We start from the raw sequence: 22,716 nt of genomic DNA, 5'->3' as shown, positions 1-22,716 counted from the left end.
GAGTGATGCTATGCTCTGAGTCTTTTATTATGTTGACTTTAATATATGGAACATTTTATTATAGTATAGGATGTATCTATTAGGGTATGAGAGGAGAATAGATAATCCGGTTTATTTCAAAATTTAATGGCAGTACAATGCCGGATTGTGAGGTTTCGTATGGTTTTCAGTATGACTGGCTATGGACGTAGCGAAGTAGCCGATGAGAAGCATAAGTTTACGGTTGAGATGAAGTCCGTAAATAACCGTTATCTTGACATCAATATCAAGATGCCAAAAAAGTTCAATGCTCTTGAATCCAAGATAAGGAATGAGCTTAAGACCTTCGTTAAGCGTGGTAAGGTCGATGTTTTCATTACCTATGAGGATTTTTCAGAGGCAGACACCAGAGTTAGATATAATAAGGAAATCGCTGCTGAGTATCTTCAGTATCTCAAGCAGATGTCTGAGGATTTCGGTATTGATAATGATATCAGAGTTTCTTCATTGTCAAAGTATCCTGATGTTTTCAGTATGGAAGACATGGAGCTTGATGAGGAAGAGCTTTGGGGCAGCCTTAAAAAGGCCATAGACGGTGCCGGTGAAGAGTTTGCCGCAGCAAGGAAAAAGGAAGGTGAATTCCTTCACAAGGATCTCGATGAGAAGCTTGCAGGAATGCTTGAGAGCGTTGAGTTTATCACTAAGAGATCACCTGTAATCATCGAGGAGTACAGGAATAAGCTTCGCGATAAGGTTAAGGAGCTTCTTGAGGATAAGGCTGTTGATGAGAACAGACTTATCATGGAGGTTACACTTTACGCTGATAAGGTTTGCGTTGATGAGGAGCTTGTAAGGCTTCGCAGTCATATAAAAGCCATGAGGGATGCCCTTAATAAGGGCGACGACAAGGAGGGAATCGGCCGTAAGCTCGACTTCCTTGCCCAGGAGATGAACAGAGAATCAAATACTATCTTGTCAAAGTCTACGGATCTTGAGATATCAGATAAGGGAATCAGTCTAAAAACTGATGTTGAGAAGGTTCGTGAGCAGATACAGAATATTGAATAAGATAGGAAGATATTTATGAACAAAAAAGGAATTATAGTTGTAGTATCAGGTTTTTCCGGCGCCGGCAAGGGCACTATCATGAAGGAGCTCATCAAGAGATATGATAATTATGAATTATCAATATCTGCAACGACGAGAAATCCCAGGCCCGGAGAAGAACACGGCAGAGAATACTTTTTCATGACAAAGGAAGAGTTCGAGAAGCTTATTGCTGAGGATGGCCTTGTGGAGCATGCCTGCTATGTGGGTAATTACTACGGTACTCCCAAGAAGTTTGTTGAGGAAAAGCTTGAAGCCGGAAAAGACGTAATTCTTGAGATTGAAATCCAGGGTGCTCTTCAGATCAAGAAGAAATTCCCTAATGCACTTCTTCTTTTTGTAATGCCTCCCACAGTTGAAGAACTGGAGAAGAGACTTCGCGGAAGAGGTACAGAAACAGACGATGTCATACACGGAAGACTTCTTCGTGCAAAAGAAGAGGGACAGGGTATTGACGAGTATGATAATATAGTAATCAATGACAATCTCGATACTTGTGTTAGAGAGATGCATGAGATAATTCAGGCAGCACATTTTACTCCCGGACGCAATAAGGAATTTATTGAGGATATCCAGAGACAGCTGTCAGAGCTTAAATAATTTATTTTTTTAATGGAGGACTAACATGATACATCCGTCATATGTTGATCTTATGAAGGTAGTTAATAAGGACGTAGAGGAAGGAAATGAGCCTATCATCAGCTCAAGATATTCCATCGTTATGGCAACAGCTAAGAGAGCAAGACAGCTCATCGCTGGTGACGAGCCTATGGTAAGAGTTAAGGATAAGGAGAAATTCCTTTCAATCGCTGTAGACGAGCTCAATGCTGACAAGCTTAGAATTCTTTCTGATGAGGAAAAGGAAGCACTTCTTGAATCTAAGGACGAAGGAGCTACAGAGGAAGCTTAATTCCCTGACATAATCTATGAAAATATTATTTGTATCTCTCGGCTGTGACAAGAACCGCGTTGACTCTGAAGTTATGCTTGGAATGCTGTCACAGCGGGGACATGAATTTACAGATGATGAAGAAATAGCCGAAGCAGCAGTGGTAAACACATGCTGCTTTATTGGTGATGCGAAGGAAGAAAGTATCAATACCATCATCGAGCTTGGCGAGTACAGAAAGAGTGGAAAATATAAGGCTCTTATTGTAACGGGCTGTCTTGCAGAACGTTACAGGGATGAGGTTCTTAAGGAGATTCCGGAAGTTGACAGGATTCTTGGAACGTCATCTGTAGAGCACATTGTAGAAGCTCTGGATTCTGTGCTTGAAGAGAATAATGATACTAAGATGTATCTGGATTCTCTTGAGAAGAAGCCCTATGGTAATCTGAAGCGTGTTCAGACCACGGGCGGTCAGTACAATTACCTTAAAATTGCAGAGGGCTGTAATAAGAACTGTACCTACTGTGTAATTCCTAAGGTAAGAGGAAGATACAGAAGTGTTCCCATGGAGGAGATCATCGAATCCGCCAAGGCACTTGTGGAATTGGGTACTACAGAGATCATTCTTGTAGCCCAGGAGACAACCCTTTACGGTGTTGATCTCTATAAGGAAAAGAAATTACCTGAGCTTTTAAGAAGACTTTCAGACATCGAGGAACTCAAATGGATAAGAATCATGTATTGTTATCCCGAGGAGATCACGGATGAACTGATCGCTACCATCAAGGAGCTTCCTAAGGTATGTAACTACCTGGATATTCCTATTCAGAGCGGTTCAGATCATATCCTTAAGCAGATGGGAAGAGCAACTTCAAGGAAAGAGATAACTGAAAGAATTAAGCAGATAAGGGAAGCTATTCCGGACATTTGCATAAGGACAACTCTTATAGCAGGTTTCCCCGGGGAAACAGAGGAAGATCACGAAGAGACAATGTCCTTTGTAAAGGAAATGAAGTTTGACAGACTCGGATGCTTTTCATATTCTCAGGAGGAGGAAACTGTTGCAGGAGAAATGCCTGATCAGATTCCTGAAGAGGTGAAAGAAAAGCGCCGTGATGATATAATGGAACTGCAGCAGGAAATCGCCTTTGAGGCTGCCAGAAACAGAATCGGACAGATTGTCAGCGCTGTTATCGAAGGAAGAATAGCAGATGATGACGATGATGATTACGATGGCAGCACTTATGTGGCAAGAACATATATGGATGCTCCTGATGTTGATGGGTATCTTTTTATAATGAATGTGCCCTATGACCTTATGAGTGGGCAGTTTGTTGAGGTACTTATCACCGGCTCTAATGACTATGACCTGATTGGCGAATTGATGGAGGGGGAAGACGATGAAGATGAATTTACCGAATAAGCTTACTATTTTTAGGGTTATCCTGATTCCGTTTTTTGTAGTATTTTTACTTGCACACATATTTGGCGAGGCTGATAAGTGGATCGCTGTTGGAATTTTCATCGTTGCATCTCTTACAGATTTAGCAGACGGTAAGATTGCAAGAAAATATAATCTTGTCACGGATTTCGGAAAATTTATGGATCCGCTGGCAGATAAGCTTCTTGTATGCAGTGCTATGATCTGTCTTGTTGAGCTTGGTAGAATTCCTTCATGGATCGTTGTTATCATCATCGCAAGAGAATTTATCATTAGCGGCTTCAGACTTATCGCTGTTGAGAACGGACGTGTCATCGCAGCAAGCTATTGGGGCAAGTTCAAGACAACCTTCCAGATGATCATGGTTATACTTATGATCGTTAATATTCCTCAGCTTCAGCTGGTTACTACGATCATTATGTATATAGCACTTGCGCTTACGATCATTTCACTTTGCGATTACATCATTAAGAATAAAGATGTAATGAGCGGTGATATGTAATTTTCATATTTTAAAGTATTTAAATTATTTACTTGTGTAAAACCGAAATTGATGTTATAGTTTTGCATTGTGTTAATTTGAATGTTTTTAATGGGGACGACATTTGAGTGATGTTCGTCCCCATTTTATGTAATAGAATGAAAATTCCATACAAAAGAAAGAGGTAATATGTCAAATATTTTAGACGAGATCAAGAAAAACATTGAAGGGATATCAGAGGCTGTCACAGGTTCAAAGGACAGAGATCAGAAGAAGTATTCCCACAAGGATTCTGATGGTAAAAGAGCTGAAGCTAAGGAAGAAGTGAAGGTTCGCTATGATGAAGCAGAAGGTATTGATGAGAGAGTTCTTCGTGCCATTACTGAGATGGGATTTGAATATATGTCTCCCATCCAGAAGGCAGCTATTCCTGTAATGATGAAGGGCGTGGATATCATCGGACAGGCTCAGACAGGAACAGGAAAGACTGCAGCCTTTGGTATACCGCTTCTTCAGAAGGTTGATCCTGATAACAAGCATCTTCAGGCAGTTGTACTTTGCCCTACAAGAGAACTTGCAATGCAGGCAGCTGATGATATAAGAAGTTTCGGTAAATATATGCACGGTATAAAGGTCCTTCCCGTTTACGGTGGCCAGGATATCTCCAGACAGATAAGAGCTCTGTCCTCAGGTGTGCAGATAGTTGTTGGAACACCCGGACGAGTAATGGATCACATGAGACGCCACACCATGAAGATGAACGATGTAAGAGTTCTTGTTCTTGATGAGGCTGATGAGATGCTTGATATGGGATTCAGAGAGGATATCGAGACTATCCTTGATGGAATGCCCGAAGAGAAGCAGACAGCACTTTTCTCAGCAACAATGCCTGAGCCTATTCTTCAGATAACAAGAAAGTATCAGAAGGATGCTGAGTACATAAAGATGACTCCCAAGGAGATCACAGTTAAGTCTATCGAGCAGTACTATTACGTTATTCCTCAGGCCTTCAAGGAGGAAGTGCTCACAAGACTTATCGAGTATCATCAGCCAGTAAGAAGCCTTGTTTTCTGTAATACAAAGAAGAAGGTTGACGAGCTTACAGGTATCCTTAAGAACAAGGGCTACAGAGCAGAGGGACTTCACGGTGACCTCTCTCAGTACCAGAGAGATACTGTTATGAATCTATTCAGATTCGGACAGGCTGATTTCCTTATTGCAACTGACGTGGCTGCAAGAGGAATTGATGTAAGCGGTGTTACAGCTGTTTTCAATTACGATATTCCTGAGGATATCGAGTACTATGTTCACAGAATCGGACGTACAGGTAGAGCCGGTAAGAGCGGTCAGTCATTTTCACTTGTATCTCCAAGAGAGATGTACAAGCTGAGAGAGATTGAGAAAATCTGTCATACCAAGATCGAAGAGGGAGAGGTTCCCTCTGCAAAGGAGATCACAAGAGCTAAGGCAAGAAAGCTTTTTGGCGAGGTGATCGACCTTATTGAGAGCGGTGACATCACAGACTGCCTTGAGTTCCTCAACGACAAGGTTGCTGAAGATGAGTACTCAATTGAGCAGCTTGCAGCCGGACTTATGAGACTTAAGATGGGTAAGGCTCCCGAGGACCTTGATCTTAAGCCCAGAAAGCGCGACATGTACAGAAGCCAGAGAGGCAGAGAACGCCGCGATGGTAGAGGCGGAAGATACGGTGAGGGTCATGGCTCAAGAGACGGTAAGGGTAGACGTGACGGCAAGGGCTCCGGCTATGGTCGCAGTGATGGCAAGTATTCCAAGGACGGACGCGGCATGAGAGATGCAAACGGTATGCATAAGAAGGCGTCTGCTGATAAGTTCAGAAGAAATGCAAGACCCAGAACCGAAAAGCTTGGCGTAAGAAAAGAGAAATAATATATGTGTAAAAATGGAAACTACATTGTATAATCAATGTGGTTTCTTTTTTATTCCATAGTAAATACTTATGAATTAAAAAATTCTAATAATATACAAGAGGTTTGAGATGGATTATAGACTTATAGTAAAGGTGCTTGGTGACAGAGTTAAAAACAGTGGTAATGGTAATGAATTAGTCAGCTGTGCCTACAAGCTGTATATGCACGAATTCCTGATAAATGATGAAGAGCGCACCTTTGATGAAGCTTATTTTAAGGAGCTTGTGGAAGGTACAAGCCCCGTTATCGAGAAGAGCTATGAGGAACAGGACGAGGACGGAAGTCTTGGAGGAGATGTTTTTAGGACATCACTTTTTGCAGGTCTTATGTGTGTTACCTCAAGGGTATACGATGATCTTGATTCTATATTTGCAAGAGATTGCATACATGCAGGATTAGATGCTGCGCATTTTCTTATGGTAAGTAAGCTTGATGTAAAAGCTTTAAGTCATAATGAAAAGCTTGCAATGCTGTGGGCATTTTCAGAGCTTTCAAGGACTGATGTTGAAATAAAGAATGCCTACGATCATTCCATGATGGCCGGTATGCCTCAGAAGATGAGCAGACAGAAAAAGTATAAGATGCTTGTAAATGAGCTTGGAAGAGAGCTTTTTAATTCCGAAACCTTTAATGAATGTGCTGATTCAGAGGATATCACAGGCTTAGATCTTTTGATGTTTTCCTATATGATAATTCCTGTGGGAAGTGATGAGATCTTTTCTGAGGAGATAATCAGTCTTTCAAGAAAATGCCTTTTTGACATTGCGGATTCAAACGAAGCAGATAAGACAGAGCCTGCCAAGCTTTTTGCAATACTCGCTGCAGAGTATATCTTAGAAAGAGACAGTGAAATTGAAAACAGCTCAGATGCCCAGCTTATAAAGGTTATTGAGTATAACGTAATCAACCAGAAAAAGAAGAAGCTTAGCCCTGAAGATAAGGCAGAGCTTGAAGAAAGAATAGTTAAATACACGAAATCATTGGAAATATAAGGAATTATGATAAGTACATAAAAAGTTTATTTGAAAAACACACAATTTATGGGTATACTACTTTGTGGAAACCGATAAAAAGCTTATCTTTTCGAATAAGCATTAATTTATAAAAATGGAGGCATATAAAATGCAGGGTTCTAAACCAACAGTTTTACTTATTATGGACGGATTCGGAATTAATGATAATCCGAAGGGAAATGCTATAGCAATGGCTAACACTCCCGTACTTGACGGTCTTATGAAGGACTATCCTTATGTACGCGGTAACGCAAGCGGACTTGCTGTAGGTCTTCCTGACGGTCAGATGGGTAACTCCGAAGTAGGTCATATGAATATGGGCGCAGGCCGTATCGTTTACCAGGAGCTTACAAGAATCACAAAGTCTATTGAGGATGGCGACTTCTTCACAAACGAAGGTCTTATGGCTGCTATCGATAACTGCAAGAAGAATGATTCAGCTCTTCACATGTACGGTCTTGTAAGTGATGGTGGTGTACACAGCCACATTACTCATATCTACGGACTTCTTGAGCTCGCTAAGAAGAACGGACTTTCAAAGGTTTATGTTCACTGCTTCCTTGATGGTCGTGATACACCTCCGGAATCAGGAATCGACTTTGTTCAGCAGCTCGAGGATAAGATGAAGGAGATCGGCGTAGGTGCAATTGCTACTATTTCCGGCAGATACTACGCTATGGACAGAGATAACAACTATGATCGTGTTAAGGTTGCTTACGACGCTATGACTAAGGGCGAAGGCAACAAGGCTGACAGCGCACACGAGTGCATGGTTCAGACATATAAGGATGGCAAGACAGATGAGTTCGTTATTCCTACAGTTATCATGAAGGATGGCGCACCCACAGCTACAATCAAGGACAATGATTCAATCATTTTCTTCAACTTCCGTCCTGACAGAGCAAGAGAGATCACACATTGCTTCTGCGATGATGATTTTGATAAGTTTGACAGAGGAGCTCGTATCAACACAACATACGTATGCTTCACAGATTATGATCCGCTCATCCCTAACAAGGAGATCGCATTCAAGAAGGTTCTTCTTAACAATACCTTCGGTGAGTGGCTTGCAGCTAAGGGAATGAAGCAGGCTCGTATCGCTGAGACAGAGAAGTATGCTCACGTTACATTCTTCTTCAACGGTGGTGTTGAGGAGCCTAACGAAGGTGAGGACAGAATCCTTGTTAACTCACCCAAGGATGTTCCTACATACGACCTTAAGCCTCAGATGAGCGCTCCTGAGGTTTGTGACAGAGTACTTGAGGCTATTAACTCAGATAAGTATGATGTTGTAGTTACTAACTTTGCTAACCCTGACATGGTAGGTCATACAGGTGTTATCGATGCTGCTGTTAAGGCTGTTGAGACTGTAGATGAGTGCGTTGGTAAGATCGTTGAAGCTGTTAAGGCTAAGAACGGCACAATGTTCATCTGCGCAGATCACGGTAATGCAGATATGATGATCGATTACGAGACAGGCGAGCCTTTCACAGCTCACACAACAAACCCTGTTCCGTTCATCCTTGTAAACTATGATCCTGCTTACACACTTCGTGAGGGCGGATGCCTTGCAGACATCATTCCTACACTTATCGAGTGCATGGGATATGAGCAGCCTGCAGAGATGACAGGTAAGTCACTGCTTATTAAGAAATAAGAATTTTGAGCTTGTTGATTTTTGTAAATATTTGTGTTATCTTTAACAAGTATTTGTGAAAATTTTTAGGAGGGATTTTTTCGTGGCAACGTTGAAAATTGTTTTGGCAATTATTTTTATTATTGATTGTGTTGCACTTGTTACACTTGTTCTTGCTCAGGAAGGTAAGACACAGGGACTTGGTGCTATTCAGGGTTTTGCAGAGACTACTTACTGGGGCAAGATTAAGGGCCGTTCCAGAGAGGGAGTTCTTAAGAAGGTTACAATCGTATTATCAGTACTCTTTATCATTCTTAGCGTAGTACTTAATATGACTGTATTCTAAATTACAATCGTACCTTGAAGGGCACTCATTTTGAGTGCCCTTTTTCATTTCGTTATAAATCCTATGAAAAGGCGCTCCACGGGAGATTAGGAAAATAAATATGAGTAAAAAGAAAGTAATGGCTAAAAAAGAGAATATGACCGGAACCTTTATTTCCAACCAGAGAGGCTTTGGCTTTGTGGAGGTAGAAGGAAGTGATGAGGATATTTTTATTCCTGAGGACTACACCGGTGGCGCATTTCAAGGAGATACTGTTGAGGTTACGATAACCTCCGACAAGAACACTAACGGTGGTATGCGTGATGAAGGCCGTGTGGTTAAGGTGCTTGTAAGAGCAATTGATAAGATTGTGGGAACCTTTCAGGACGGACATACCTACGGATTTGTAATTCCGGATAATTTGAAATTCACACAGGATATCTTTGTGTTAAAGGAACACACAAAGGGTGCAGTTACAGGTGATAAGGTCGCAGTAACAATTACTGATTATGGCGATCCTAAAAAGGGCAGAAAGCCTGAGGGAAAGGTATCTGCGATTATCGGAAATATTAATGATCCAGGAGTTGATATCCTTTCTATAGTAGAGGGATATGATATCCCCAGCGTTTTTCCGGAGAAGGTGATGAACCAGGCTGAAAAATGCAAGGACCATCTTATTGAGGGAGACTATCAGGGACGTAAGGATCTTCGCGATGTGACTATGGTTACAATTGACGGTGAGGATGCAAAGGATCTTGATGATGCGGTATCCCTATCCTATGAGGATGGAATATATCATCTTGGCGTACATATTGCAGATGTAACCAATTATGTTCAGGAGGGTTCTACTCTGGACAGAGAAGCGCTTAAGCGCGGTACCAGCGTATATCTTGTGGACAGGGTAATTCCTATGCTTCCGCACAGATTAAGTAATGGTATCTGCTCGCTTAATCACGGTGAGGACAGACTTGCTCTTAGCTGCTTTATGGACATTGACTGTAACGGCGCAGTTATATCGCACGAAATTGCAGAGACTGTTATAAATGTAAACGAGAGAATGACCTATACTTCCGTAGCTGCAATTCTTGAGGACGATGATCCTGACGAGATATCCCGTTATAAAGAGCTTGTGCCCATGTTTAAAAGGATGGCAGAGCTCTCTGAGATTTTAAAGAATAAGAGAAAGAAAAGAGGAGCTATCGACTTCGATTTTCCTGAGGCAAAGATAACTCTTGATAGAGATGGCAATCCTCTTGAAATCAATATAAGGACTGCGAATACAGCAACCTCTCTTATTGAAAGCTTTATGCTTGCTGCAAACGAGACTGTGGCTGAGCACTTTTTCTGGATGCAGGCGCCATTTGTATACCGCGTTCATGAGCAGCCTGACCTTGAAAAGATTTCTAATTTAAATGCATTCATCTCAAGACTTGGACTTCATTTAAATGTAAGGGCTGAGGAGATTAAGCCTGTTGAAATCCAAAAGCTCCTTGAGAAAATAGAGGGCACTGAAGAGGAAGCTGTTATAAGCAGAATTGCTCTTAGGAGTATGATGCAGGCTAAGTACAGCACTGAGTGCCTTGGTCACTACGGCCTTGCATGTAAATATTACTGCCACTTTACTTCTCCTATTAGAAGATATCCTGATCTGCAGATTCACAGAATCATAAAGGATTATCTTCGAGGAAGAATGGATGATGAGAAGATTAAGCACTACAGGGATATACTTGAAACTGTTGCTTCACATTCATCGGACACCGAGAGAAGGGCTGAAGAGGCTGAGCGCGAAACTGAGAAATTAAAGAAGGCTCAGTTTATGGAATCCCACATCGGAGAGACCTTTGAGGGGGTTGTTTCCGGTGTTACCGGATGGGGTATGTTCGTTGAGCTTCCAAATACCTGTGAGGGTATGGTTCCTGCTGTCACAATGGAGGATGACTTCTACATTTTTGATGAAGAGAATTACTGCCTTGTTGGTGAGAGAACAGGTAAGAAATATACTCTGGGTCAGGTTGTAACCGTTAGGGTTCATGACACTGACAGACTCGCCAAGACCATTGACTTCAGAATTGTTGACGATGAATATTCCAAAAGACGCGATATTTATTTTGGCGATTATGAAGACATTGCTGATTTCGAAGAGGACTATTACGAAGAGGATGAGGATGGTAAGCTTCATTTTGTAAATGTTTCTGAAAAGAAATCCAAGAAGGGTAAGAAGGATTCAAAGAAGACAAAGGGCAAAGCAGCTAAGCCTGCAAGGAAGACTCCTGCACAGATAAGGGCTGCAAAGATATCAAAGCTTTCGCTTGATTCCGGAATAGAAGAAGCTCCTAAGTCCAAGAAAAAAGAAGGTAAAAAGAAAAAGGCCGAAAAGGAGATTCTTAAAGAGGCTGCAAAGCTCAAAAAACTTAGTAAGAAAAAGGGCGATAAAGCCGAGAAGGAAAAGAAGGAAAGCGGCCGCAAGGTCTACAAGGTACATAAGCACAAGAAATCTGCCACCTCTAAAGCTGCAAGAAGCATCCAGGGTAAGGGCAGAAAAAAGAAAAAGTAAGTTATAGCATTAGGTTATGGATTTTTAATCATAATGTGGCATAATAGACTAAGACTAATGAAACAGAGGTAATACGTCATGGCTGACGACAGCATTAAGCTTATAGCGAATAACAAGAAAGCATTTCATGACTATTTCATAGAAGAAAAGTATGAAGCCGGTATTTCACTTGCAGGTACGGAGGTGAAATCATTAAGGCAGGGGAAGTGCAGTATAAAGGAAGCATGGGTGAGCATAGATAAGGGCGAGGCTTTCATCTGCGGTATGAATATAAGTCCTTATGAAAAGGGTAATATTTTCAATAAGGACCCGCTTCGTGTACGTAAGCTCCTTCTTCATAAGACTGAGATCAGAAAGCTTGATCAGGCATCTCAGGCACAGGGCTATACACTTGTTCCGCTTGAAGTATATTTCAAACACGGCAAGGTGAAGGTTCAGATAGGTCTGGCAAAAGGTAAGAAGCTCTATGACAAGAGAGAGTCAACTGCCAAACGAGATCAGCAAAGAGAAGCAATGAGAGATTATAAGGTAAGTCTTAGGTGATAATGGGATCGCTGTTTTTGACAGCGGTCTTATTTTTTTGATATTTAGAAAAACTTGTACTAATTCTTAATAGAAAATAATAACATTGATGTTTTTTAATTTTATTTTCGAATTTTTCGTGCAATTTTAGATTAATTTTGATATAATCACTTACGAATAAACTACAAGTTTAGTTGATTATTTATGAAAAAGTCTATATACTGTATGTACAAGTCCGACGGGCTTGTACATAAAACCTTTAAGGGTTAGTAAAGGTTTCGACAGGGATTCTGAAGCTGGAGAAGCTGTCCGCGGGATGGCGCGTTAGACCTCAAACCTAAATATAAACGCTGAAGATAATTTAGCACTCGCTGCCTAAGCGCAGCGCGTAGGCCTGAGTGCACCTGCACATTCAGTAACCTGCGTCGACTTTGCAGGAAACGACATGATGACCGCTCCGCATTCATGGTCGTATCAGGGGCTACTTTCCATATTAGGGCGCTTGCTTCCGGTTATGGAAGGGAATCGGCTTTGCCACAATAGCCAGCTATGACAGTAGAAGGACAGGGGACGGATTTTTGGACGCGGGTTCGACTCCCGCCTAATCCACTCCAAAGACGCTATGCTTAATTGCATAGCGCTTTTTTATTTCCAATAGCATTATTTGCTATGTATATATAAAATATTGCTTTAATTTAATCTGAATTTATAAAAATGTCTGATTTTTCTTGCATTTACATGTTCTTGTGGTTAGAATGGACAGAGACACAAAATATGTGCACACAAAGGAGGAAAGTATGAAAACTAAGGGGACTAAGATTTTGAAGAAGGTAGTCGCTTCAGCACTCGCTGCTGCATTCATCTTATGTGCTGTACCTACAAGCTCCATTACAGCCAGAGCAGCTGTAAAGGTAGACATAAGTGAGACAACACAGGCGCTGAACAAAAGAGGAAAGCTTGTTTACAAAGAAACCGGCAACAAGATGGTAACAATCACACCCGGTACTTATGCAAAGAATGTTCTTTCAATTGCTATCAACGACCAGAACGCTAAGGTAAAGAACATTAAGTGTGCTAAGAAACTTAAGTATAAGCTTTCAAGAATCGAGTACGATGATAACACAGATAAGATCATCTACAGATTCTCTTTCTACACAAGCAAAACACCTAAGAGACTCTTCAACTTCAAATTCACAGTTAACGGTGAGCCTTACTCAGTATTCATCAATGCAACATCACCTATCGAGAAGGCTACATTCGGTAACCAGGAATTATCTACAAGGACTGGCTTAGGTACTGCTAATTACGTTACAGATCTTAGCAAGGGTAAGATCAAGGTTAAGATGGGTAACAACTATTCACTTGAGTCTATCCAGGTTGGCAAGTACAAGAACGTAACAACAAATGGTAAGACAGAGCCTGTATTATACTGGACACAGATTAAGAATAACAAGAAGGTTATTCTCAGCACCCAGAAGCAGGTTATTGATGAGGACAGCCACGATATCGTTGAGAACAGCATGTATGCTACAACAATCATTCGTGTTAACTACAAGTACAACAAGAACGGTAACACCGGTTCTGTTGATTACTACCTCAACAAGATCGTAGATGCAGACAACTAATTTCAAAGGTATTTTATGAGTCCAAAGGAAATCAGAAAAGAGCGTATTGTTGTAAAGGTAGGAACATCTACAATTACAAATGAAAACGGTGGAATCAATATTCACCAGATCGACCTTCTTTGCAGAGCTCTTGCAGGAATTGAAAATTTAGGTTATGACGTTGTTCTTGTTAGTTCCGGCGCGATTGCCGTCGGGGCTAACAAGATGAGATTACAGCAAAAGCCAAAGAGCTTAAGACTTAAGCAGGCAGCTGCTTCAGTAGGACAGTGCGAGCTTATGCATCTGTATGATAAGCTTTTCGGCGAATATGGAAGACTTGTAGGTCAGATTCTTCTTGATAATGATGATGTTGAGAATCCCGCAAGAAAAGAGAATCTTCAGAACACTTTTGATGCTCTTCTTGAGAACCACATCATTCCCATTGTCAATGAGAATGACTCAGTCAGCCATGTGGAGATTGAATCTGATCAGAAGCTTTTCTCTGATAATGATATGCTTTCAGCTATTGTTGCTGCATTCTGCGGCGCATGCAAGCTTATTATTCTCTCTGATATCGAGGGATTTTATGATAAAAATCCTTCAACCAATCCTGACGCTAAGCTTATAAGCCGCGTCGAGGAGATCAATGAGGATATATATGCACTTGCTGAGGGCAGTGGTTCTAACCGTGGAACAGGTGGTATGATTACAAAACTTCAGGCAGCCGAGTATGCTACCTCCAAGGGCGTCGATGTCCTTATTACCAATGGTAAGAACACTGATTATCTATATGACATTATCAATAAAAAGCATGTAGGAACTTTGTTTGTTGCAAAGGAGAACAACTGATTTTGGTTGGTACTATAAAAACTGAGCGTCTTATCCTTCGTAAATGGAAGGAGAAAGACGCTGAAATTTTATATGGACTTGCCTGTGATCCTGATATAGGAAAAGGAGCAGGCTGGCTTCCTCACAAGGATACTGATTATTCGAGAGCGATAATAAGGACACTTTTAATGGATGACGGAGAATATGCCATTACCCTTAAGGAGGATCCGGAATCTCCCATTGGAAGTATCGGAGTTCGCATCGGGAGCTCACCCAAAAGAGGAATAGACCGTGAAGATGAAGCTGAGATAGGCTACTGGCTCGGTAAAAACTACTGGGGAAAGGGATACGCCACGGAGGCTTTAACAGAGCTTGTAAGATACAGCTTTGTAGAGGTCGGCCTTAGCAGAATCTGGTGCGGCTTTTTTGATGGCAATGAAAGATCAAGAAATGTTATAGAAAGAAGCGGCCTTAAATTCCATCACAGAAATGAGCATTTATTTAATGCGATGCTTAAGGAATATTACAATGAGACCATGATGTGCGTAACGGCACAGGAATATTTTTTTAGAAAATAAAAGACAGTTAAGATCATAAGTCTTAACTGTCTTTATATTTAAATAATTGCTAAATAGATTATCGGATTATTCGATGATAGAACCTTCATGGAACTTATCATAAATCTCTGAGAGGTATGTCTTAACCATCTCGATATTAGCCATCTTCTTGAGCTCTTCATTACCCATTGCAAGAGCAATCTCATCTGCAAGAAGAAGCATCTCGAAAATAGCAAGCTTGAAAGCACTTCTTGACATATCCTTAATGCAGATATTCATAAGAGGAGTACCAAGCTTCATTGTTACGTTCTCATCTGCGATACCTGTAATGAGATTGAAGGTATCGGGATCGAAGTTAACGTAAAGGATGAGCTTTTCCTTCTCATGCTTCTTAAGAGTGATGGTAGTCTGGTGACTTGTCTCCATCCACTCGTAGAGATCAGCATCATCGGGGTGAAGAAGATAATTAGTAAGCTCCTCACGATGTTTCTCAACATACTGAAGATATTTGCTGGCATTAGGGCCTGTATAAGAAAGTTCTACTTTAATACCGTTCTCGGTTTTAAGTAATCTGCACTTTGAAGCTACTTCCTTAATCTTAAGAGTGTTCTCAACGTTACCGATCTGCTTGAGTAATCCTGTCTCAAGTTCCTGTCTGAATTCCATATGTAAATTTCCTCCAAAATTAGAAATACGTTATCACTGAGCGTGTTAAGTATAGCACAAAGAGTGTAAAAATGGTATACTGTTTTGTGTATGTGCATTCCTTTATTATGCGCATGCAGGGGAAAAGTTTTGAAAAAAGTAATGGGTGAATATGGCTACAAGTAATTCAAGAAAACGCTCCACAGCGAGCAGACAGACAGGTAAAGCTAAAAGTAAAAGATCAACAGAGGCGCATGCAAGAACCAGGGCGAGATACGATGATGAGCCACTGGATTACGCAGTAAAGAGCGAGATAATGCTAATTGTATTCGCAGCTTTAACGATCTTTTTATTTTTGTGCAATTTTGGAATATGCGGTAGTTTCGGAAATGCTATCAGCGGTATTATGTTCGGGATTTTCGGCCTTACTGCTTATATTATGCCTATTGTTGGTTTTGGAATAGGCGCTCTTTTATTGTCTAACGGACCTAGTCCGGCAGCTCTGAGGAAGATATTCTCAGGACTGCTTATCATATTGGTATTTGGCATGTTTTTCGAGCTTATCTGCGGCAGGATTCAGACTATGACAGCCTACAGCGCAGCAGATATCTATGAGTCAGCCCTTAAGGAACAAAATGGCGGCGGATTTATAGGCGGAAGCATTGCTTATCTTGTTTATCATAATTTATCACTTGCAGGAACGATAATTGTCATGTTGGTTGCAGGCTTTATCGGAGTTTCCCTGTTTACACAAAAGACCATGCTGAACAGCGTTAAGAAGGGCGGAAAGCATGTCATAGAGAGAACCAGACAGGAGGCTCTTGATTACAGAGACCGCTGGGATGAGCGTGCGAGACTCCGCGAGGAGAGACGTCTACAGATGGAAGAGGAAGAGCAGCTACTTCTTGAACAGAAAGAGGATGCCAAGATTCTTCGTATGGATAAGAAGGTATCAGGCGTAAGTATGAATACTCTTCTTGATTCCGAGGAGGATGAAGACTACGAGGATGAAATAGCAGAAGAGGCTAAGGAGACTAAGGTTCAGGAGTTTAACATTCACGGTCTTGATGATGCTGAAGAAGACGAAGAGCCTGTAGTTCAGAATGTTTTCATTCCCGAAGAGGAGATTCATGATGACATTCATGAGATCAGATTCAATCCGAGCCTGTCTACAAGGGAGCAGCCTGACGGACAGTTCGTTATGAAGACTCCGCCGAAGGAGGTTGCTTCAGACGACCATCACACTATTGATATCGCCGATGTGGCAGCTGAACCTGAAGAGGCTGAGGACGATTATGATGAGAGTGCAGCTCTGGAAGCTCTGACAGCGGTTAAGAATTACAGACCTGTTGCAAAGCTTCGTGAGGAGAAAAAGGATGAAATGGACAACATACCGATCCATTCAGAGACTCTCGCTCCTGATTATAACGGAGAATATGCTGTTCACAGCACAGACTATATTACAAGCACCAGGAATAAAGAGGAGGCTGTAAAGAGACAGGAACAGCAAAAGGAGATCATGAAGCGACCTGTTATGGAATATGAATTCCCACCATTTAAGCTTCTTAAAAAAGGAACAAAGGGCAAGGGGGATTCAGCAAAACACTTAAAAGAGACTGCCATGACTCTGCAGGATACTCTTTCCATGTTCCATGTAAATGCTACTGTTACAGATATCAGCCAGGGGCCTTCCGTAACAAGATACGAGCTTCAGCCTGAAGCCGGTGTCAAGGTTAGGAAGATAGTTGATCTTGCTGATGATATCAAGATGCACCTTGCAGCTACTGATATAAGAATAGAAGCTCCTATTCCCGGAAAATCCGCTGTAGGAATCGAGGTTCCCAACAAAGAAAACTCCATGGTTGCTTTAAGGGATCTTATTGAGAGTGAGGAGTTCCAGAAGTCAAAATCAAAGCTTTCGGTTGCTATCGGTAAGGATATAGCAGGTAAGCTCGTTGTGACTGATATCGCAAAGATGCCTCACCTTCTTATTGCAGGTGCTACCGGTTCTGGTAAATCGGTATGTATCAATACGATTATTATGAGTATCATTTATAAGGCTTCCCCTGAGGATGTACGCCTTATCATGATCGACCCTAAGATAGTTGAGCTTTCTGTATACAACGGAATACCTCACCTTCTTATTCCAGTTGTAACAGATCCTAAGAAGGCTGCCGCAGCGCTTAACTGGGCTGTTGCAGAGATGACAACAAGATATAAGAAGTTTGCAAATGCAAAGGTTAGAGATCTTAAGGGCTATAATACTATGTGTGAGCACTCTGATGATGAGTCCATGCAGAAGATGCCTGAGATAGTTGTTATCGTAGACGAGCTTGCAGATCTTATGATGCAGTTTAAGAATGAGGTTGAGGATTCAATAGTAAGACTTACACAGCTTGCAAGAGCTGCCGGTATCTACCTTATTATTGCAACTCAGAGACCTTCGGTTGATGTTATTACAGGGCTTATTAAGGCCAATATTCCCAGCCGTATAGCGTTTGCAGTTTCAAGTGGTGTTGATTCAAGAACAATCCTTGACAGCTACGGCGCTGAGAAGCTTATCGGAAAGGGAGATATGCTTTTCTTCCCGAGAGGCTACAACAAACCAGCCAGAGTTCAGGGCTGCTTTGTATCTGATGATGAGGTTCAGGCAGTTACTGATTTTGTTAAGAATCAGGGCGTTGAGACTAACTACGGCGACAATGTATCAGAAGAGATTTCCAACATGGAAGTATCTTCAAAATCAGCAGCTAATGTAGCTGCAGGAGATGTGTCCGATGGCGGATCTGATGTGGATCCTCTGTTTGCACAGGCCGGAGCTGCTATTATAGAAAAGGAAAAGGCATCCATAGGAATGCTGCAGAGACTTTATAAGATTGGCTTTAACAGAGCAGCGAGAATCATGGATCAGCTCAGTGATGCCGGCGTTGTCGGCCCTGAGGAAGGAACAAAGCCAAGAAAAATTCTTATGACAAAAGAAGAATTTGAAAATATGATAGATAATGCTTCGTGAAAAGTAGACACCTAGCGAGGTTGTATTTTTTTAATAATTTAGGAGGAGTTTATTATGGCAGTAAAATCAGATATTGAAATCGCAAGAGAGGCCGAGCTATGGCCGATCAAGAAGGTTGCTGAGAGCATCGGCATAACCGAGGATGACTTAGAGCTCTACGGTAAGCATAAGGCAAAATTGTCAGAGGAATACCTGCAGAAAATAGCCGGTAACAAGATAGGCAAGCTTGTTCTGGTTACTGCTATTAATCCTACTCCTGCCGGAGAAGGCAAAACAACTACAAGTGTAGGACTTGGTGATGCACTTTCGCTTCTTGGTAAGAAGACAGTGATCGCACTTCGTGAGCCTTCACTTGGACCCTGCTTTGGAATTAAGGGTGGCGCAGCCGGCGGCGGATACGCACAGGTTGTACCTATGGACGATATGAACCTTCACTTTACAGGTGATTTTCATGCCATAACTTCAGCTAATAACCTTCTTGCTGCGCTTCTGGATAACCATATTCAGCAGGGTAACGAGCTTGGAATCGATACAAGACAGATAATCTTTAAGCGTTGCGAGGATATGAACGACAGAGTTCTTAGGAACATCGTTGTAGGTCTTGGGAACAAGATGGACGGTGTAGTAAGAGAGGATCATTTCGTTATAACCGTTGCTACAGAGGTTATGGCTATTCTCTGTCTTGCTAAGGACATGAAGGACTTAAAGGAAAGGCTTTCAAGAATTGTTGTTGCATATAACTACCAGGGTGAGCCTGTTACAGCAGGTGATCTTAAGGCAGTAGGTGCTATGGCGGCACTTCTTAAGGATGCAATGAAGCCTAACCTTGTACAGACTCTTGAGCACACACCTGTACTTGTGCATGGTGGTCCTTTTGCTAATATCGCTCATGGCTGTAACTCCATAAGAGCTACGAATGCAGCTCTTCATATGGCAGATATCACTATCACAGAGGCAGGCTTCGGTGCTGACCTTGGTGCTGAGAAATTCCTTGATATCAAGTGCAGAATGCATGGTCTTAAGCCTGATGCAGTTGTACTTGTTGCAACTATCAGAGCACTTAAGTATAACGGACTTGTTCCCAAGGATCAGCTTTCAGAGGAGAACCTTGATGCGCTGAAGAAGGGAATCACTAATCTTGAGAAGCACATTGAAAACCTCCAGCAGTACGGCGTACCGGTTGTTGTTACACTTAACAGCTTCCTTACAGATACAGAGGCAGAGATCGCTTTTGTAAAGGATTTCTGCGAGAAGAGAGGCTGCGATTTTGCTATATCAGAAGTATGGGAGCACGGCGGAAAAGGCGGCGAAGCTCTTGCAAAGGCTGTTATCAATACTCTTGAGACTAAGCCTTCAAACTATGCACCTATCTATGCAGATGACATTTCTCCCGAGGAGAAGATCGAAGCTGTTGCTAAGAAGATTTACGGCGCTAATGGTGTTACCTATGCACCTGCAGCAAAGAAGCAGCTTAAGAAGATAGAGGATATGGGATATGGTAAGCTCCCTGTCTGCATGGCTAAAACACAGTATTCACTTTCAGATGATCCTACGCTTCTTGGAAGACCGTCAGGATTTAATATTAATGTAAGAGATGTATATGTTTCAGCAGGTGCCGGATTTATTGTTGCCCTTACAGGCAATATAATGACAATGCCGGGACTTCCTAAGAAGCCTGCTGCCTTCGACATTGATGTAGATGACAACGGAAATATTGTAGGATTGTTCTGATTTATTTTAAGACGGGAGTTAAAATATTATGAAAATTATCGACGGCAAGACTATTTCACAGCAGGTTAAGGATGAGGTTAAGGCAAAGACCGCCGAGCTCAAGGCGAAGACCGGAATAGAGGTATGCCTTGCAGTTATTCTTGTAGGTGCTGACCCTGCATCACAGGTATATGTAAGAAACAAGAAGAAGGCTTGCGAGTACGTTGGCTTTAAATCCTTATCCTATGAGCTTCCGGAGGAGACAACTCAGGAAGAGCTGCTTGAGCTCATAGACAAACTCAACAAGGATGACAGCGTTCATGGAATTCTCGTTCAGATGCCTGTTCCCAAGCAGATTGACGAGAAAACTGTAATAGATGCTATTTCTCCTGAAAAGGATGTGGATGGCTTCCATCCTATGAATGTTGGTGCTCTTTGCATCGGCGAAAAGGGATTCGTTTCCTGTACACCTGCCGGAATAATTCAGCTTCTTAAGAGGTCTGACATCGATATTTCCGGTAAGGAATGTGTTATTGTCGGAAGAAGTAATATAGTAGGTAAGCCTATGGCACTTCTCATGCTTAGAGAAAATGCCACAGTTACAATTGCTCATTCAAGAACTGCTGATCTTAAGGCAGTCTGCAAGAGAGCTGAAATACTTATAGCAGCTATAGGTAAGCCTAAGATGATAACAGAGGACTATGTAAAGGACGGCGCTGTTATCATAGATGTAGGTATTAACAGAAATGCCGAGACAGGTAAGCTTTGCGGTGATGTGGATTATGACAACGTTGCTCCAAAGTGTACGGCTATTACTCCTGTTCCTGGTGGCGTAGGTCCCATGACAATTGCAATGCTTATGAGCAATTGCCTTGAATCAGCACTTCGTAAAGCCGGAGAATAATATTTATGAAATGTCCTAATTGTGGAGCAGAAATTCCGGAAGGGCATCTTTACTGTGAGGTCTGTGGCAAAGAAATAAACTTTGTTCCGGAATTTGATCCTTTAATTGAAAACAGAATAAATGAATCTCTTTCCGGTGTTGCAGATGATCTGAAGGACGAAAGTGTTTTTTATACAAAACGACTTCCCGGATCAAAGGCCAACAAGAATGAGCTTAAGCCCTTTGTTGTTCCTGCTATTACTGCAGTTGGAATAATCATTGCTTTCATTATTGTGCTCATGTTCATGTTTGATGGACAAAAGAGCCCTGGAAACTATGAAGAGCAGGCTGAAAAATATTACGTAGAAGGAAAGCTTGATCAGGCTATAACTGCCATAGACAGTGCGCTTTCAACTCTTCCTGCTGAAGAGACAGAAAAGAGAGCGGAACTGGTATTTATGAAGTATGAATATCAGATGGAAGCCGGAGAAAAGGATGCAGCCATAAATACCATTCATGAGCTGTCCGATTCCTCTATTTACGGTGATGATACAGCTCTTGCTGCAATGGATCAGATAATTGCTTCTTATGAGCAGGCCGGAGCTTATGCGGATATACATGAGCTTCTGATAAATTCTGATCTTACTATAGCAAAGGAAAAATACCGTAAGTATTTGCCTGAAGCTCCCAAGATTTATCCTGAAGAGGGTACCTATGAGGAGCCTGTCAATGTTAGAATAACCGATTCAACGGATGGAAATATATATTATACCGTTAATGGCGCAGAGCCTGATGAGACAAGTATTTTATATGAAAACGAGCTTGTCCTTGAAGAGGAAGGCAATTACGTAATTAAAACTGCTATTGTTAACAGGTATGGTATTAAAAGTGATGTATCAACAGCCGCTTTCCATCTTGAGAACTTTGGTCCTGCAGAGCCTTCAGTCATGGAGGAAAGTGGTGAATATACTTCAGCTACAATGATAGTTGCTGTGTGTGATCCGGGCTGCAGAATTTTCTATACAACAGACGGAAGCACTCCTACTGAGAGCTCCACTGAGTATACGGCACCGATTTCAATGCCTGTAGGTACAACGACATTTAAGTTTGTGACCGTGGATGATGAGGGTAACTACAGTGAAGTTGTAGAGAAGAATTATCACCTGTCATATACCACCATGGTTTCCGTAGACCAGGCAAGGGAAAGCATAATAAAGATACTGTATAAGCTTGATATCCTGCTTGATATGAGCGGATCAGTAAGAGGTGAAGAGGGTCACTACGATTATGTTTACAGTGGTGATATTGAGATAGCTGGCTCCGGAGACTATTACATGTTTACCGAGACCCACGTATTTAATGATGGCCATACAAGTGACACAGGTCTTTTGTATGCCGTAAACAAGCATGATGGTAAAGTAAACCGACTTGGTTATGACTCAAGTGGTAACTATACTCTTATCACTATTTCAAACAGATAAAAATTCTTTAACACTTTACCATATCAAAGCTTGAAAATGATTTATGTATCTATTATTATTTTTATCATAATGATTTTAGAGAATTTAAAGATTCAGGAG

General features: G+C 41.6%; 19 protein-coding genes and 1 other RNA gene. 19 read left to right on the top strand and 1 reads right to left on the bottom strand.

The genetic code is table 11. The annotated features are described in order from the left end of the window. Positions 1 to 159 precede the first annotated feature (159 nt). The 15 genes from G587_RS0101370 to G587_RS0101305 all read left to right on the top strand — a co-directional run bounded on the left by G587_RS0101370 (position 160) and on the right by G587_RS0101305 (position 14,906). A complete protein-coding gene (locus G587_RS0101370) occupies positions 160 to 1,047 on the top strand; it encodes a YicC/YloC family endoribonuclease (protein WP_026490767.1) in 888 nt (295 codons plus the stop codon). A 15-nt stretch (positions 1,048 to 1,062) separates the two neighbouring features. Next, positions 1,063 to 1,686 carry a guanylate kinase gene (gene gmk, locus G587_RS0101365; protein WP_026490766.1) on the top strand — a complete coding sequence of 208 codons (624 nt, stop codon included), beginning with the start codon at positions 1,063 to 1,065 and terminating at the stop codon, positions 1,684 to 1,686. Positions 1,687 to 1,711: 25 nt separating this feature from the next. After that, positions 1,712 to 1,996 carry a DNA-directed RNA polymerase subunit omega gene (rpoZ, locus tag G587_RS0101360; RefSeq protein WP_026490765.1) on the top strand — a complete coding sequence of 95 codons (285 nt, stop codon included), beginning with the start codon at positions 1,712 to 1,714 and terminating at the stop codon, positions 1,994 to 1,996. A 16-nt stretch (positions 1,997 to 2,012) separates the two neighbouring features. Beyond that, positions 2,013 to 3,398, top strand: a complete 1,386-nt coding sequence (gene rimO / locus G587_RS0101355; RefSeq protein ID WP_026490764.1) for a 30S ribosomal protein S12 methylthiotransferase RimO — start codon at positions 2,013 to 2,015, stop codon at positions 3,396 to 3,398. Beyond that, positions 3,382 to 3,918 (top strand): CDP-diacylglycerol--glycerol-3-phosphate 3-phosphatidyltransferase, encoded by a 537-nt coding sequence (pgsA, locus tag G587_RS0101350; protein ID WP_026490763.1) that lies wholly within the window; start codon positions 3,382 to 3,384, stop codon positions 3,916 to 3,918. Before rimO ends, pgsA begins: the two co-directional genes overlap by 17 nt. 168 nt (positions 3,919 to 4,086) lie before the next feature. Beyond that, the gene (locus G587_RS20915; protein ID WP_081679294.1) at positions 4,087 to 5,805 is read left to right on the top strand and encodes a DEAD/DEAH box helicase; all 1,719 of its coding nucleotides are present in this window, start codon (positions 4,087 to 4,089) and stop codon (positions 5,803 to 5,805) included. A 109-nt stretch (positions 5,806 to 5,914) separates the two neighbouring features. After that, entirely contained in the window at positions 5,915 to 6,838 is a 924-nt protein-coding gene (locus G587_RS0101340; protein WP_026490762.1) for a hypothetical protein, read from the top strand. Positions 6,839 to 6,968: 130 nt separating this feature from the next. Continuing rightward, positions 6,969 to 8,516: a 2,3-bisphosphoglycerate-independent phosphoglycerate mutase gene (gene gpmI / locus G587_RS0101335; RefSeq protein WP_026490761.1), complete on the top strand. Its 1,548-nt coding sequence runs from the start codon at positions 6,969 to 6,971 to the stop codon at positions 8,514 to 8,516. Between the two features lie 82 nt (positions 8,517 to 8,598). Further along, positions 8,599 to 8,841 (top strand): preprotein translocase subunit SecG, encoded by a 243-nt coding sequence (gene secG / locus G587_RS0101330; RefSeq protein WP_026490760.1) that lies wholly within the window; start codon positions 8,599 to 8,601, stop codon positions 8,839 to 8,841. 100 nt (positions 8,842 to 8,941) lie between these two features. After that, positions 8,942 to 11,374 carry a ribonuclease R gene (gene rnr, locus G587_RS20910; RefSeq protein ID WP_051200513.1) on the top strand — a complete coding sequence of 811 codons (2,433 nt, stop codon included), beginning with the start codon at positions 8,942 to 8,944 and terminating at the stop codon, positions 11,372 to 11,374. Between the two features lie 78 nt (positions 11,375 to 11,452). Then, a complete protein-coding gene (gene smpB / locus G587_RS0101320) occupies positions 11,453 to 11,917 on the top strand; it encodes an SsrA-binding protein SmpB (RefSeq protein ID WP_026490759.1) in 465 nt (154 codons plus the stop codon). A gap of 242 nt (positions 11,918 to 12,159) precedes the next feature. After that, positions 12,160 to 12,508, top strand: a transfer-messenger RNA (tmRNA) gene (ssrA, locus tag G587_RS24925). Positions 12,509 to 12,693: 185 nt separating this feature from the next. Continuing rightward, the gene (locus G587_RS0101315; protein WP_026490758.1) at positions 12,694 to 13,521 is read left to right on the top strand and encodes a hypothetical protein; all 828 of its coding nucleotides are present in this window, start codon (positions 12,694 to 12,696) and stop codon (positions 13,519 to 13,521) included. 15 nt (positions 13,522 to 13,536) lie between these two features. Next, positions 13,537 to 14,349 (top strand): glutamate 5-kinase, encoded by an 813-nt coding sequence (gene proB / locus G587_RS0101310; RefSeq protein WP_026490757.1) that lies wholly within the window; start codon positions 13,537 to 13,539, stop codon positions 14,347 to 14,349. A 2-nt stretch (positions 14,350 to 14,351) separates the two neighbouring features. After that, positions 14,352 to 14,906, top strand: coding sequence for a GNAT family N-acetyltransferase (locus tag G587_RS0101305; protein ID WP_051200511.1), 555 nt, complete (start codon positions 14,352 to 14,354; stop codon positions 14,904 to 14,906). Between the two features lie 66 nt (positions 14,907 to 14,972). Here the strand turns inward: G587_RS0101305 and G587_RS0101300 are convergent, their stop codons facing one another. Next, a complete protein-coding gene (locus tag G587_RS0101300; RefSeq protein ID WP_026490755.1) occupies positions 14,973 to 15,551 on the bottom strand; it encodes a hypothetical protein in 579 nt (192 codons plus the stop codon). Positions 15,552 to 15,702: 151 nt separating this feature from the next. On the opposite strand from G587_RS0101300, the gene G587_RS0101295 reads away from it, so the two are divergent. Genes G587_RS0101295 through G587_RS0101280 form a run of 4 tightly spaced genes read left to right on the top strand, consistent with a single transcriptional unit; the run spans position 15,703 to position 22,617 of the window. Continuing rightward, entirely contained in the window at positions 15,703 to 18,543 is a 2,841-nt protein-coding gene (locus G587_RS0101295) for an FtsK/SpoIIIE family DNA translocase (RefSeq protein ID WP_026490754.1), read from the top strand. Positions 18,544 to 18,597: 54 nt separating this feature from the next. After that, positions 18,598 to 20,274, top strand: coding sequence for a formate--tetrahydrofolate ligase (locus G587_RS0101290; RefSeq protein WP_026490753.1), 1,677 nt, complete (start codon positions 18,598 to 18,600; stop codon positions 20,272 to 20,274). A 25-nt stretch (positions 20,275 to 20,299) separates the two neighbouring features. After that, positions 20,300 to 21,157, top strand: a complete 858-nt coding sequence (gene folD, locus G587_RS0101285) for a bifunctional methylenetetrahydrofolate dehydrogenase/methenyltetrahydrofolate cyclohydrolase FolD (protein ID WP_026490752.1) — start codon at positions 20,300 to 20,302, stop codon at positions 21,155 to 21,157. 5 nt (positions 21,158 to 21,162) lie between these two features. Continuing rightward, positions 21,163 to 22,617, top strand: coding sequence for a chitobiase/beta-hexosaminidase C-terminal domain-containing protein (locus G587_RS0101280; RefSeq protein WP_026490751.1), 1,455 nt, complete (start codon positions 21,163 to 21,165; stop codon positions 22,615 to 22,617). Positions 22,618 to 22,716: the final 99 nt, after the last annotated feature.

The sequence above is a fragment of the Butyrivibrio sp. XPD2002 genome (assembly GCF_000423945.1).
In the GTDB taxonomy this organism is placed as follows: domain Bacteria; phylum Bacillota; class Clostridia; order Lachnospirales; family Lachnospiraceae; genus Butyrivibrio.
This window is presented reverse-complemented; position numbering and strand designations above follow the sequence as displayed.